Origin of the sequence: Staphylococcus sp. ZWU0021 (genome assembly GCF_000798895.1) — a bacterium.
In the GTDB taxonomy this organism is placed as follows: domain Bacteria; phylum Bacillota; class Bacilli; order Staphylococcales; family Staphylococcaceae; genus Staphylococcus; species Staphylococcus saprophyticus.
In genome coordinates this window covers 381,097-394,568 of sequence record NZ_JTLN01000005.1, presented here as the reverse complement: position 1 = coordinate 394,568, position 13,472 = coordinate 381,097, and the positions used below count along the sequence as shown (strand labels likewise).

General features: G+C 31.6%; 15 protein-coding genes. 13 read left to right on the top strand and 2 right to left on the bottom strand.

Annotated features, from left to right (window positions below):
• Positions 1–263: 263 nt before the first annotated feature.
• The 5 genes from L987_RS14025 (at position 264) to L987_RS02560 (ending at position 4,561) form a co-directional block, all read left to right on the top strand.
• Positions 264–1,484: a helix-turn-helix transcriptional regulator gene (locus L987_RS14025; RefSeq protein ID WP_231558561.1), complete on the top strand. Its 1,221-nt coding sequence runs from the start codon at positions 264–266 to the stop codon at positions 1,482–1,484.
• 27 nt (positions 1,485–1,511) lie between these two features.
• Positions 1,512–2,414, top strand: a complete 903-nt coding sequence (locus tag L987_RS14020; RefSeq protein ID WP_231558560.1) for a hypothetical protein — start codon at positions 1,512–1,514, stop codon at positions 2,412–2,414.
• Positions 2,415–2,585: 171 nt separating this feature from the next.
• Positions 2,586–2,942, top strand: coding sequence for a transcriptional regulator, SarA/Rot family (locus L987_RS02570; protein ID WP_047502788.1), 357 nt, complete (start codon positions 2,586–2,588; stop codon positions 2,940–2,942).
• Between the two features lie 394 nt (positions 2,943–3,336).
• On the top strand, positions 3,337–4,053 hold the full coding sequence (locus L987_RS02565; protein ID WP_047502786.1) for a YebC/PmpR family DNA-binding transcriptional regulator: 717 nt from the start codon (positions 3,337–3,339) through the stop codon (positions 4,051–4,053).
• A 1-nt stretch (position 4,054) separates the two neighbouring features.
• Positions 4,055–4,561: a cupin domain-containing protein gene (locus L987_RS02560; RefSeq protein WP_047502782.1), complete on the top strand. Its 507-nt coding sequence runs from the start codon at positions 4,055–4,057 to the stop codon at positions 4,559–4,561.
• Between the two features lie 254 nt (positions 4,562–4,815).
• On the opposite strand, the gene L987_RS02555 is transcribed toward L987_RS02560, so the two are convergent.
• The gene (locus L987_RS02555; protein WP_011303699.1) at positions 4,816–5,928 is read right to left on the bottom strand and encodes a 5-methyltetrahydropteroyltriglutamate--homocysteine S-methyltransferase; all 1,113 of its coding nucleotides are present in this window, start codon (positions 5,926–5,928) and stop codon (positions 4,816–4,818) included.
• A gap of 213 nt (positions 5,929–6,141) precedes the next feature.
• Here L987_RS02555 and L987_RS02550 point away from each other — a divergent pair, with 213 nt between their 5' ends.
• The 5 genes from L987_RS02550 to L987_RS02530 all read left to right on the top strand — a co-directional run bounded on the left by L987_RS02550 (position 6,142) and on the right by L987_RS02530 (position 11,294).
• Complete coding sequence (locus tag L987_RS02550) at positions 6,142–6,885, top strand: DUF402 domain-containing protein (RefSeq protein WP_047502778.1); 744 nt, start codon at positions 6,142–6,144, stop codon at positions 6,883–6,885.
• Positions 6,886–7,244: 359 nt separating this feature from the next.
• Complete coding sequence (locus tag L987_RS02545) at positions 7,245–8,102, top strand: LysR family transcriptional regulator (RefSeq protein ID WP_002483989.1); 858 nt, start codon at positions 7,245–7,247, stop codon at positions 8,100–8,102.
• Between the two features lie 103 nt (positions 8,103–8,205).
• On the top strand, positions 8,206–9,414 hold the full coding sequence (locus L987_RS02540; RefSeq protein WP_011303697.1) for a sugar efflux transporter: 1,209 nt from the start codon (positions 8,206–8,208) through the stop codon (positions 9,412–9,414).
• Positions 9,415–9,420: 6 nt separating this feature from the next.
• Positions 9,421–9,909 (top strand): DUF456 domain-containing protein, encoded by a 489-nt coding sequence (locus tag L987_RS02535; protein ID WP_047502775.1) that lies wholly within the window; start codon positions 9,421–9,423, stop codon positions 9,907–9,909.
• Positions 9,910–10,142: 233 nt separating this feature from the next.
• The gene (locus tag L987_RS02530) at positions 10,143–11,294 is read left to right on the top strand and encodes an MFS transporter (RefSeq protein WP_047502772.1); all 1,152 of its coding nucleotides are present in this window, start codon (positions 10,143–10,145) and stop codon (positions 11,292–11,294) included.
• Between the two features lie 100 nt (positions 11,295–11,394).
• On the opposite strand, the gene L987_RS02525 is transcribed toward L987_RS02530, so the two are convergent.
• Positions 11,395–12,078: a DUF1129 family protein gene (locus L987_RS02525; protein ID WP_047502769.1), complete on the bottom strand. Its 684-nt coding sequence runs from the start codon at positions 12,076–12,078 to the stop codon at positions 11,395–11,397.
• A gap of 98 nt (positions 12,079–12,176) precedes the next feature.
• On the opposite strand from L987_RS02525, the gene L987_RS02520 reads away from it, so the two are divergent.
• The 3 genes from L987_RS02520 (at position 12,177) to L987_RS02510 (ending at position 13,464) form a co-directional block, all read left to right on the top strand.
• Entirely contained in the window at positions 12,177–12,644 is a 468-nt protein-coding gene (locus L987_RS02520) for a GNAT family N-acetyltransferase (protein ID WP_011303693.1), read from the top strand.
• A 38-nt stretch (positions 12,645–12,682) separates the two neighbouring features.
• The gene (locus L987_RS02515; protein ID WP_002483983.1) at positions 12,683–12,895 is read left to right on the top strand and encodes an SA0632 family lipoprotein; all 213 of its coding nucleotides are present in this window, start codon (positions 12,683–12,685) and stop codon (positions 12,893–12,895) included.
• Positions 12,896–13,167: 272 nt separating this feature from the next.
• Complete coding sequence (locus tag L987_RS02510) at positions 13,168–13,464, top strand: hypothetical protein (RefSeq protein WP_011303692.1); 297 nt, start codon at positions 13,168–13,170, stop codon at positions 13,462–13,464.
• The last annotated feature ends 8 nt before the right edge of the window (positions 13,465–13,472 follow it).

Below are 13,472 nucleotides of genomic sequence, written 5' to 3'. Positions count from 1 at the left end.
TATAAGGGTGTTTTTTTAAAATCTAGTGTAATTTTAAATTTTGTGAACTATTTAAAAGTTTAATAATACTATATCTGTATTTTAAAATTTAGTTCGATTAATACAAAAAAATGTTGACAAAATTAATTATTTTATTCAAAATTACCTAAAGACTAAAAGTATGTTAATTGAAATATTTGGGGTATGACGTGATTAAGCTAGAATTAATAGTGAAGTGAGCGTTTAATGCATAGCCTATGACAATATTCGAAAGAGGTTAAATTATGAAAGCGCAATGCTTAAATATTATTTCTAAGCACAAGTATCCTACTAAGCGCGTGACAGACGGTATATTATTATTATTTCCTTTAAAGGATGCCGTTGAAGTACAGCATTTTATAACAAATGTAGAAGTTGAAGAAGATTTTCTTATCGTGAATAATACAGAAATATTTAGAATCAAAAGAAACGAAATGTCGCTATTATTATATATTTCTAGTGATTGGTTTCATGAACGAGGATATTCATTTTTTGAGTATCAATATACATCTAAGTTGATACAATCTTCGAGCAAATTACTTGAAGCTTTATTAAATTTAGCAAAGCATCATTTAGATCAAACACTGACAAATGAACTATATGAAACTTATATGTATAAAATCGTTGATATTATTGCGACAGAAGCTAAGATTGATGTTAATTATTTAAAACAACAAACAGATTATTCATTTTATGGTATTACAGGTGAAATGTTAGATTACGTAAATACACATTTACATAAAAGACTAACATTGAAAGCAATTGCCAATAAAGTGTTTATATCACAATCAAATATATCAAGCCAATTTTATAATACATTAGGCATGCGATTTAAAACTTATGTAGACACGTTAAAATTATCAGTATCAATCGGTCCATTATTAGACGGGGAACTTACGATTTCTGAAATTTCAGATGCTTATGGTTTTAGTAGTTCTGCGAGTTATAGTAAAAAATTTAAACATTATTTTGGATATTCACCTAAAGAATATCGACAACTTACAAAATCAGATAAAGTCTTTAATATTGTAACAAAAGACGATGAGCAAAACTTTGAGGAAACGCAACAAATCATTGCCAAAAAATTACAGAAACTAAATGTCCAAAATAATTATATTTGTTTAGATATCAATGAAATGGCAGAATCTAACAACGATGCAATCGTCATTCAAATCCATTCTTTAGAAGAATTTCGTAATTTATTTGATAACCAAAGTATGCGCTATATCTTTGAAGGCTCACAAAAAGTATTAGTTTATTGCATGATAGATGTTGAATCATTACGAGGTGCTTTTACAACAGATGTGGATTGCGGTTTTATAAAATTTGTGTTGAATATAAATGTTAATATAGCATTTCAAATTCAAACAGATGAAGAAGTGAATATTTATATAGATGAGATCTATAGTCAATACAAATCATATGTACAATCACATCCTGAGTTGTTAGAAGATAGCATGCACTAGGTCAGCTACGTCTTTGATCTTTCAACGATGCCCCTTAAAGAAATATATCGCAATATCATTAAAATACAACGTTATAGAAAAAATGTGAAATTTGGTGTTGATATTACACATTTATTCAATCAGCCAGAAGCGTTTAAAAATATGGAGCCTCAATTGAAGCGCATTGGATTTGATTACTATTTTATTGATAATCATAAATTATCATCATCTTATCTTAATGAAGATCATGAAGAGTTACTTACCAAAGAAGTGTTTAAATTCAGTAATATTAAAAAAATAATGAGTGAAATGCAGTTAGAAGAAAGAAAATATTATCTTTTAAATGTTCATAATAATTTTTTATTAAATGATGATCATATGGAGTTAATAGAAAGTCCGCCATTATTGATGAGTATGTTTAAGAAAGCGCGTGGAAACTTCTTTGGTGTCGGTATAGATTTAGTTAAACAAGAGGATAAGAAACATGCATTGTATTTATATGATAGAAATGGATTCCGTTCTATTCTAGGTAATATATATGAAAGATTAATGGAAAAGAGTAAATCTAGCGTGAAAGAATATGATTATTATACGGTAGCACATCACCCACACAAAATCACAATTTTTGTGGGTGACTGGCGTGTAGTTGAGAGTGAAAATACTTTAGATCACGAAGAACAAAACATCCAAATTCATATCAACTTTAAGGATATGATGTTGCGACGTGCTTATGTTATTTTTTATGAAACTATAAGCAACGTGTACGGTAATATTAATTACGCGATTCCTGAGCACTTACGTAACCATTATCAATGGTCAAATGAATGTATTAAGAAAATAGATGAATATAATAAACCTGAATTCAGTGTGTTTGAGCATCATTTTGAAGAAGAAACTTTGACATTAAATTTAGATTATAATACAGTGCACATTATTGATATATATAAATGATCAACACATAATAAAATTTATAAAATGCAATATTGAAAAAGCGTTATGAAACTTAATTTATTATTGTTCGCAATTTTGACAAACCTATAATTACAAATGATAAGGACAAGCAATTACATTTTATGGATAATTATATTGTATTGCTTACTAGCATTTGGAGGTGTAACAACAATGAATGAAGAGAAAAAAGCGCAATTTTTAAATGTTTATAAAAAGTATAAACGTGTGATGCATTACGTTGAAGAAACCTATAAGTTAACAATGAATGATGTAGCTATCTTAGAACTTATACGACATAACTGTAGGAATCAAAATATGCTAATGCAACCATTTTTAAAAATTGCAACAACGGAATTAGAGTTGAGTAGAACGAAGGTGCTTGCATCTATCCGTCGCTTAATCGATCAAGACAGAGTAAGTAAAATACGTTCAACAGAAGATGAACGTAAAGTCTACTTATTTATGAATGACGACAACGCAGAAAAATATGAGACTCTACTTGATGATATTGAAGCATATGTAAAATAATCATTCATTATTAACACGAAATTTTTATATGAAAATAGAATATAAATATAACGACGAGCCTGAGACATAAATAGATGTCTTGGGCTCGTTTTCAATTAGGGAGTAGATGGCTATATTGAAAATGCAATGTTCTCACTTGTTTAAAGAAAAGATGTTTCTATTTTTATAGAATAGCGTCGTCTTTATGCATAAGCTAAAACATAGATATGACACGTAAAAATGCTTGTGAGACATATGCGTGAGCGTTAGCCCAGGTAAACCCACGCCTGTTTTTTAGTATATAAGGTGAATAAACAAAATGGATGTTATGGGCTTACATCTATATTCTCTGTGGAAATTATTGTATAATATAACATGTTAATCAATGTAGTTATTGAGAAAGTGAGATGGAAATATGGGACGTAAATGGAATAATATTAAGGAAAAAAAGGCCGAAAAGGATAAAAATACAAGTAGAATTTATGCTAAATTTGGTAAAGAAATTTATGTGGCTGCTAAATCTGGAGAACCAGATCCTGAGTCAAACCAAGCATTGCGTCTAACTTTAGAACGCGCGAAGACATATTCAGTGCCTAACCATATTATTGAAAAAGCGATTGAAAAAGCAAAAGGTTCTGGTGAAGAGAACTACGACGAACTACGATACGAGGGATTCGGTCCAAGTGGTTCAATGATTATCGTAGATGCTTTGACTGATAATGTGAATAGAACAGCATCTGATGTTCGTGCAGCTTTTGGTAAAAACGGTGGCAACATGGGTGTCTCTGGTTCGGTTGCGTATATGTTTGAATACACGGCAGTCTTTGGTATAGAAGATAAATCAGCGGATGATATATTGGAAGCATTAATGGAACAAGATATAGATGTGAGAGATGTTATAGATGAGAATGGATTAACGATTGTCTATGCTGAACCGGATCAATTCGCTCAGGTGCAAGATGCATTACGTGAAACAGGCGTTGATACATTTAAAGTAGCTGAATTTGAAATGTTACCACAAACAGATATTGAGTTATCAGCAGAAGACCAAGAAACATTTGAAACATTAGTAGAAGCGTTAGAAGATTTAGACGATGTACAAAATGTATTCCATAATGTGGATTTGAAGTAGTATGGAACAAACAGTACAACGTTGGATTTCACAATTAGAATTGCAACCGCATCCAGAAGGTGGCTATTATAAAGAAGTTATCAAAGGTAACCATGATAAAGACATGGATAGAGCAGCTTACACAAGTATTTATTTTTTGCTAACTTATCATAATATTTCACATTTTCATCGTATCGATGCTGATGAAATTTGGTATCATCATGAGGGTGATTCACTCACAATTCACATGATTTCTCCGAATGGCCAATATGAAAAGGTGACATTAGGTAAGCATATTGAAGCGGGTGACGTATTACAATACGTCGTTCCTAAAGGTACGATTTTTGCATCTAGTGTAGAAGATGAAAATGCATATGCTTTGGTTGGCTGTATGTGTCAACCAGGCTTTGAATTTGAACATTTTGAATTGCTTAGTAAAGAGTGGCTAGATAAACATTATCCAGAATTAACAGAGATAAATGAACGCTATGCTTTAAAGGCAGATGAAATAGAAAAAAATAATAAATAAGTGAAAAAGTCTAGGACATAAATAGATGCCCCAGACTCTTTTTTGAATTAAGCTGTAGATGATTGAATTGAAAATGTAATGTCTCATTTATTTAAAGAAACGTTGCTTCATTAATAAGCTACGCATTTCTTTTGAAATTCAAGAAATGCGTAGCTTAATTTATGATATATCTAAGATCACATCGCCATAAAATGGGTTGTTTTAATATGCAATCTCTTCATTTACCGTATTTGGGTAAGACAAGATATTTAAAATTATTTCGCAGTGCCAAAGACTTCATTTGCAATTTCGACAACGTAAGCTAATTTTTTCCATTGCGCGTCTTCAGTCAATTTATTTCCTTCTTCTGTAGAAGCAAAGCCACATTGTGGGCTTAAGCATATTTGATCTAAAGTAATGTATTTTTGTGCTTCTTCAATACGCTTAAGAATCGTTGCTTTATCTTCTAAATCACCATTTTTTGATGTAAATAATCCTAACACTGCTGCAGATTTGTCTTTAGGGAAGAAACGTAAAGGTTCAAAGTCACCAGAACGTTCATCATCATATTCTAAGAAAAATCCACCAAGTTGTTCTTGGAATAAATAAGGTGCTACAGGTTCATAGCCACCTGAAATTGCCCAAGTAGATTGATAGTTACCACGGCAAATGTGTGTGGTAATGAGTAAATCTTCTGGTAAATCTTTAACAGCTTCATTGACAACTTGATAGGCAAGTTGACGTGCAGCTTCTTTTTCTTCTTCAGTTCGATCACGACCACGCGTCTTTTGTGTACCTGAAGTTAGGTTTGCCCAATAAACATCGTCTAATTGAATGTAACGTGCGCCTAATTCGTAAAATTTAAGTAGGCTATCATGATAGGCTTTTGCGACGTCATGCGCAAAGTCTTCGATATCTGGATAAATCTCTTCATTTAAAATATTAGGATGAAATAATTGATTAGGGCTTGGTATAGAGACTTTAGATGTAGCACGTCCATCTACTTTGTCATGTAAAAATTTGAAATGCTCAAAGTGAGGATGATCTGGATTGAATTGTACTTTGCTAATGATTTTAACATTGTGATTTCGTGTCTCTACACCTTCGAATTCTAAACCACGGTCTGAGGTATAACCTTCTACGCCATTTAAATTTTCTAGGAAATCGAAATGCCACCAACTTCTGCGAAACTCTCCATCAGTGATACTATGTAATCCAATTTCAAGTTGTTTTTCAATGATGTGCTCAATTTCCTCATCTTCAACTTGTTTCAATGCCTGTGCATCGATAATGTTGTTTTGGTAATCCTGGCGTGCTTGTTTTAAGCGTTCAGGACGTAATAAACTACCGACATGATCGGCTCTAAATGGTCTTTGAATAACTGCCATGGTTCTATCTCCTTTATTTATAGAATTTTCAGAAAAATATAGATAAAATTTAACAGAATTCATAAAGATTGTCAATTTCGCTTTTACGCTATGAAGTATAGTACAATAATAATAATCAAATTTTCTGCAGTGCAAATTGAATGCTGACAATATAATTCATGAGATGACATAAAGAAGACAGTTTTATATAATAATGTTAAGGAGTTGGTGACAGTGAAAGTAAAATATATCGATAAGCGTCACTGGCGTCGCATCATTGATAGAGAATATACTGAGGTCAAGGTGAACAATAATAAGTTCAAAGGAATCATTGGTTTGGTCACAATGAATAAAGTACGAGAACCATTAGAGGTTTCAGTTGTAGGTCAAAATATTATTGTTGCTGATGATAACTATCAATGGTTACAAATCTTACCTGAGAAAAAGCGCTATAGTATTACAGTGATGTTAGATGACAAGGGCAATCCGTTGGAATATTATTTTGATATAAATATAAAAAATGTTACACAAAAAGGTAATGCACGCACAATTGATTTATGTCTGGATGTACTTGTATTACCCAATGGCGAATATGAACTTGTAGACCAAGACGATTTAGAACGCGCTTTAGAGTCAGGGCAAATTACGAGAAAGCAGTATCACGAAGCTTATGTGATTGCACATCAATTAATGATTAAAATTGATGCAGATTTTCAATCGATGCAAGATAAGATTATGTATTGCTTTTATAAAATTAAACAAAAGGCAAAGCAACATAAGCAAGGTGTTACAAAAACGCAAGCACAGCATAAACCGAAAGATCATAAAGCTAAAACACACAAGCATAAGCCCTCGCACAAACAAGAAAAACACATCAAACAGGCGAAAAATGAAAGAACTGAAACAAAACCTCAGCATAAAAAAGGTACATTTGAACAATGGAGTCAGAAGTCTTCATCTAGATCCAAAGAAAATTAGAAACTGATTAATATGCATAACAAACTTAATCGCTCATTATGCAGTATGTAGTCCTTTGAAAAATAGGATAGGAGTCATTAAAAAAACGTGTTATAGTGAACCATACACATAGAATAAAGGACATTTGAAACATAACTTGAATGTCTTTTATTTATTTTAATTGCTGAACTATAGTGAAAGTAGCGAGGACGAACTGAAAAGGTGATTGTGGTTAGTATGAAATGAAATATTGAGATAAAACGTGCGTATTGAAGTATGAGTCAGTTTGTTTACAGGTTACATTATGGGCATAATGGAAAACATGTTGTAATGAAATGGAAGCGGCTACAGAAACGTGCATAAAAAATAGGGGGATAATTATGAAGATAGACGATTATCGCTTGTTAACTACGCTTGATGAAACTAAAACACTTAGGAAAGCAGCAGAAATATTATATATTTCTCAACCTGCAGTCACGCAACGTCTAAAGGCCATTGAGAATGCTTTTGGCGTAAATGTATTTATTCGAACAAAGAAACAATTGATTACGACTACTGAAGGCGCAATGATTATTGAGCATGCTAGAGAGATGCTTAATAGAGAGCGTCTATTCTTAGACAAAATGCAAGCGCATATTGGCGAAGTAAATGGTACGATATCGATTGGTTGTTCATCTTTAATTGGACAAACATTATTGCCAGAAGTTTTAAACTTATATACACGACAATTTCCAAACGTAGAAATTCAAGTTCAAGTAGGTTCAAGTGAACAGATAAAAGCAAATCATAGAGATTACCATGTCATGATTATTCGTGGTAATAAAATGATGAATTTAAGTAATACGCATCTTTTCAATGATGAACATTTCTTTATTCATCCCAAAAATCGCAATGATGAAGTAGATAAGATGCCATTTATTGAATTTCAAGCTGATCCAATTTATATTAATCAGATAAAAGAATGGTATGGTAGTCAAATAGGTCAAGATTATCATGCGATGATTACTGTTGACCAAGTTGCTACATGTAAAGAAATGTTATTGAATGGTGTAGGCGTTACGATTTTACCTGAAATTATGATGAAACATCTCGATCGAGAGCAATTTGAATTCCAACGTGTAAATATTGATGAAAAACCATTGATTCGTTCAACATTTTTAAGCTACGATGCGAGTATGAAGCAATTACCTCAAGTAGAATCATTTATCAATTTAATGATGGAATATGTTGAATCATAAACGACAAACCATCTCAACTTTCTTATAGTTAGAAATATTTCCATATTGGAATACTCACTTTCACGCTGTTGAACATATTATTTATAGAATAGAGGTTGGCTATATGTTTAGTGCCTTATTACATATCAAGAATTACAAATTATTTGTAATTAATATGATGCTATTGGGAATGGGAATTGCGATTACCGTACCTTATTTAGTGTTATTTGCTACAAATGATTTAGGAATGACGTCCTCTCAATACGGGTTATTATTAGCTTTAGCAGCAATAAGTCAATTTATTGTAAATACTATTGTGGCACGATTTTCAGATACGCGAAATATAAATAGGAAATTGATTATTGTTGCTGCCCTGTTTATGGGGGCTGTAAGTTTTTCTATTTATTTTTATATTCATGAAATTTGGATTTTTATAGCGATGTATGCGATTTTTCAAGGGTGTTTTGCACCTGCAATGCCACAAATGTATGCCTCGGCAAGAGAATCAATTAATGCCTCCGCGTCTAAAAATAAAGCCAAATTTGCAAATGCTGTCTTGAGATCAATGTTTTCATTTGGATTTTTATTTGGTCCTTTAATAGGTGCTTTGCTATTAAGCGCAAATGGTTATTCAGGGCTGTTTGGGGGCACCATTACAATTATAATCTTCACTTTACTACTGCAAGTTTTCTTTTTTAAAGATATTAAAACGGAACACACAGTTTCCGATGTGAACCATGTAGAAGCAGCTGCACCAAATATGTTAAAAGATAAAGTATTATTAGTTCCATTTTTAGCGTTTATCTTATTGCATATTGGGCAATGGATGTATACGTTGAATATGCCATTGTTCGTTACAAACTATTTAAATGAACCTGAAGGGTTTGTCGGCGGTTTGGCAAGTTTATGTGCAGGATTAGAAGTACCATTTATGGTATTACTCGGTATTTTATCTGCTAAATTAACAACGCGCACACTATTAATATTAGGCGGTTTATTTGGTGGATTATTTTACTTTAGCATTGGGGTATTCGAAAGCCTTGTAATGATGTTTGTTGGCCAAGTATTCTTAGCCATATTTTTAGCAATTTTACTTGGGCTAGGTATTAGCTATTTCCAAGATATATTACCAGATTTTCCGGGTTATGCGTCGACATTATTTGCTAATGCGATGGTTATTGGTCAATTATGTGGGAATTTATTAGGTGGTATCATGAGTCAATGGGTTGGTTTAGGCAATGTATTTTATGTCTCAGCAGCTTCAATATTTGTTGGCATGATACTGATTTTCTTTACTAAAGATCAAAAATTTACAGAAGAAAGTATGGAGTAGATAATCATGACAGTAATTTTATGGCTATGTATTATAGCAGCATTTGTTTTAGCATTTATTGGATTAATTAAACCCATTATTCCTTCAGTATTAGTGTTATGGGTCGGTTTTTTAATTTATCAATTTGGTTTTCATAATGGCAACTTATCATGGGTATTTTATGTTTCTATGATATTATTCACGGTATTTATTCTTGTTGCTGATTTTATTATGAATAAATACTTTGTAAATAAATTTGGTGGTTCAAAGTTAAGTGAACTGGTTGCACTTGTCGGTGTCATCGTCGGTTGTTTTGTCTTTCCACCTTTTGGCATTATTATAGTTCCATTTGTTGCAGTGCTTGTTGTAGAAATGATTCAAGAGCCTAACTTAACTAAAGCGCTAAAAGCGAGCTTTGGTTCGGTCGTTGCCTTTTTAGCAAGCTCAGTAGCACAGGCAATCATTATGATTATTATGGTGATTTGGTTCTTTGTAGATACCTTACTTATAAACTAAATCAGTATACCTTCGTGTTGATGGTTCATTTTTAAAATAACTTTTGTAAGATGTTATTTTAGATTTGAATGATCAACATTTTTTATATGTGCGATTAATTTTAACTACACATATAATGTAAGCGGATTTATATAAAAAAAGTAAAAATTAAGCAATACCCTTGTTTTAAGCAATCGCATTTTAGTATAATCACAATCATGTTTAAAAAATACGTAATGGGAGGTAAGTCGAAAATGAAATATCCTATAGCGATATGGATGCTTGCAATTGGTGCGTTTGCAATTGGCATGACAGAGTTTGTTATTATGGGGTTATTGCCTAATATTGCACGAGATTTTGACGTGACGGTGAGTCAAGCAGGACAATTGATCACTGGTTATGCATTGGGTGTAGCAATCGGTGGACCTATCATAGTTATGTTGACAATAAAATGGAATAGAAAATATTTGTTGATTGTATTGATGGGAATATTTATTATAGGGAATCTTACAGCATCGTTTAGTCCTAATTATGGGTTTATGATGACAAGTCGAATTATTACCTCTTTAGCACATGGTTCGTTCTTTGGTATTGGTTCTATACTTGCGGCAAGTATGGTAAGACCTGAAAAGCGTGCGAGCGCAATGGCACTTATGTTTATGGGATTAAGTATGAGTAATATATTAGGCGTACCTTTTGGTACGTTAATTGGTCAAAACTTTGGTTGGCCTATGACGTTTATTATTATTTCGATTATTGGGGCACTTGCACTGATTGGCATCATTATTTTTGTTCCTATGCAACGTGAAACGATTAAGTCATCTGTCTTAAATGAATTACAAATTTTAAAAGAAAAGCGTTTATGGCTAACACTTGCAGTGACATTGTTTGGTTTTAGTAGTGTGTTTGCATACTTTACTTATATTTCTACTGTGCTCATAGATGTCTCCAATGTACAAGAAAACTTAATCTCTTATCTTTTAATTATATTTGGTATAGGGGTTACTCTTGGTAATGTCGTTGGTGGTAAGCTGGCAGATTGGAATTTAAATAAAGCTTTAAAAATCATTTTTATCGTCTTTATTCTATATTTCATCTTATTATACTTCGTTCAAATGAATAGTATTTTAATGGTAGCAGGCATCTTCTTCTTTGGTTTGATTGGCTTTAGTATGAGCCCGTCATTACAATTTAAGAGTACTTTAATCTCTCAAGATGCACCAACACTTGCAAGTACGTTGAATCAATCTGCATTTAATTTAGGTAATGCTTTAGGTGCATTCATAGGAGGCGTCGTGGTTACGAATTTACCTATAGCATCATTAAGTTTAATAGCACCTTTATTAACGGTTATTGGACTCATTTTCTTATTAGTGAGTATTCGTGTTGAGAAAAAAGAAGACTAAATATTTAATATAGACATATTAAATAATAGATAAAAGTAGGGCGATGAAATCATATTTTAAATAAGATTTCGTTGTCCTACTTTTTTATCCTATGCACTGTTTATAAAGAAGTGTTGGCATCTTTATTGATAAAGTGATGATCGATATAGAGTGAAACTGGAATAACGATAAAAGAAATAATGATAAAAGTCCAATTACTAATTAAGAGATAAGGGCCTATCGCTAAAAAAGATTGTGGAACAAAAAATACATAGAAAGTTGCAAATAATAAAAGGATAATGCTGATATAAGTACCAATCCATGTCCAATGTGATTTAGTAAAACATTGCATTTGCACAGTTTTAAATATTACCCAAATAAATAAGAAAATGATAATAAAACCGACAATTAATATAAGAGGGAAGGTATAAATATATAAACGTTTTGCGCCAATGAAAAATCCAATAAAACCTTTTAAAAAACAAAAAATACCTATAAATAATAAGATATGTTGAAATATATATTTGAATATATTAGTTATAGTTTCATTAGGTAACTTTTTGATTTCGTTTTTAGCATGCGCTTTAGGATCATGATTAAAGAAATCCATTGCGAGGGTGCCTTCCTTTTCGGCCTGTAATAACTGATGTAAAATGCGGTTTAACATTTTTTCAGATGCATGTGGATTTACGCTTAAATCAGCTCGTACATAAGTCATATAATTTTCAAACGTTTCTCTATCTGTATTATTTAATCTAAGTGATTTCACATTATTTTCACGCATTAATTTATCAGTGGATTTCATTTGAATTTCGCTACCTTTTTTTAGAATATATTTATAAGATAAGAATTATTATGACTAATATCATAATATAAATCAACAAGCTTTTATAAGGAGTATATATGAATCGATTAACAATTAAACAGACACAATATATTAACCGAATTGCTGAAGTGCATGAAGCAGAACTAGAACGGCAAAATACTACATATAAAAAGACTAAACTTTCTGTTGCTTTGCGTATTGAAATGATTGAACATGGTTTAAGATACAGTGACGATACAATATTGATGCAAACAGAAGGTGAACGGTTGATTGGTTTTATTTGGGCACGATATGATAAAACACTGAAAACGGCGTTAATTGAGATGTTATATGTTGAAACTACTCACCGTAATCAGGGTGTTGCAACTAAGCTAAAAAAAGAGATTGAAGCATGGGCACGAGATAAAGGGGCGTATACAATAGAAAGTACTGTAGCTTATTCGAACAAAAAAATGCAAAAAATGAATTTTAACATGGGTTATGATATGAATAAGGTTGTTATGGTCAAAAACTTATTGGTAAATAATGAAGATAAGCATAAATAATGATAAAATATATATTATTATGAAAAAGGAGATATTACATGAAAAAATGGCTGGCACTCATAATAGCATCAACCATTACTCTAACAGCATGTGGTAAAGATGATGAGAAAGCGTCTTTAGAAAAAGATATCGATAAACTTGAAAAGCAAAATAAAGACTTGAAAAAACAAAAAGAAAAACTAGAAAAAGAGCAAGACAAACTTAAAGATAAATCGGACGACTTAGAAAAAGATATTAATGCCAAGACATAAAGTAATCGTAGGGTATCAGGCATCATAATTTATATATCATCTTATTTAAACATCCTTAAATAGTATTTCCTAGGAAATCATTGTAAACTGGTTTTAGTAATTGTTATAATGGGTATCGTTATAAGATATTAGAAGTTTTAATCGTCACATATAAAAATATTTAAAATAAAAAGTTGGAATACAAGTTAATTGATAAATATGTTTTATCGTTTATGTGAATATAAAGATAAAGTGAATTAACAATTTCCTTGAATAGAAGAGAGGTTACCGTTATGCATGAACAAGATTTCAATTTATTAGAAGGCCGTTCAATTACTTTGCCAGAATTAGGTAGAGAAATTGAAAGTATTACTGGCAGACAAATTAAAGATTCAACGGGTGAAATTAAACGTGTTATTGCACATTTGCCTAATTTCGAATCAGATACGGATACATTTGTAGCGACGTATAAACTAGATCATCAGAATGATTTTATCGATGCAACATTTACTGCACCGAAAAGCGAACGCAATCGTTTAAAAGAAATTGCGGTAAACGTTGAATTAATTAGCTATATTTCAAGAGCGTAATTGATATT

Bases quoted from the DNA above. Each gene is read 5' to 3' on its own strand.
- L987_RS14025 (WP_231558561.1), top strand. From the start codon at position 264: ATGAAAGCGCAATGCTTAAATATTATTTCTAAGCACAAGTATCCTACT.
- L987_RS14020 (WP_231558560.1), top strand. From the start codon at position 1,512: ATGCCCCTTAAAGAAATATATCGCAATATCATTAAAATACAACGTTAT.
- L987_RS02570 (WP_047502788.1), top strand. From the start codon at position 2,586: ATGAATGAAGAGAAAAAAGCGCAATTTTTAAATGTTTATAAAAAGTAT.
- L987_RS02565 (WP_047502786.1), top strand. From the start codon at position 3,337: ATGGGACGTAAATGGAATAATATTAAGGAAAAAAAGGCCGAAAAGGAT.
- L987_RS02560 (WP_047502782.1), top strand. From the start codon at position 4,055: ATGGAACAAACAGTACAACGTTGGATTTCACAATTAGAATTGCAACCG.
- L987_RS02555 (WP_011303699.1), bottom strand. From the start codon at position 5,928: ATGGCAGTTATTCAAAGACCATTTAGAGCCGATCATGTCGGTAGTTTA.
- L987_RS02545 (WP_002483989.1), top strand. From the start codon at position 7,245: ATGAAGATAGACGATTATCGCTTGTTAACTACGCTTGATGAAACTAAA.
- L987_RS02540 (WP_011303697.1), top strand. From the start codon at position 8,206: ATGTTTAGTGCCTTATTACATATCAAGAATTACAAATTATTTGTAATT.
- L987_RS02535 (WP_047502775.1), top strand. From the start codon at position 9,421: ATGACAGTAATTTTATGGCTATGTATTATAGCAGCATTTGTTTTAGCA.
- L987_RS02530 (WP_047502772.1), top strand. From the start codon at position 10,143: ATGAAATATCCTATAGCGATATGGATGCTTGCAATTGGTGCGTTTGCA.
- L987_RS02525 (WP_047502769.1), bottom strand. From the start codon at position 12,078: ATGAAATCCACTGATAAATTAATGCGTGAAAATAATGTGAAATCACTT.
- L987_RS02520 (WP_011303693.1), top strand. From the start codon at position 12,177: ATGAATCGATTAACAATTAAACAGACACAATATATTAACCGAATTGCT.
- L987_RS02515 (WP_002483983.1), top strand. From the start codon at position 12,683: ATGAAAAAATGGCTGGCACTCATAATAGCATCAACCATTACTCTAACA.
- L987_RS02510 (WP_011303692.1), top strand. From the start codon at position 13,168: ATGCATGAACAAGATTTCAATTTATTAGAAGGCCGTTCAATTACTTTG.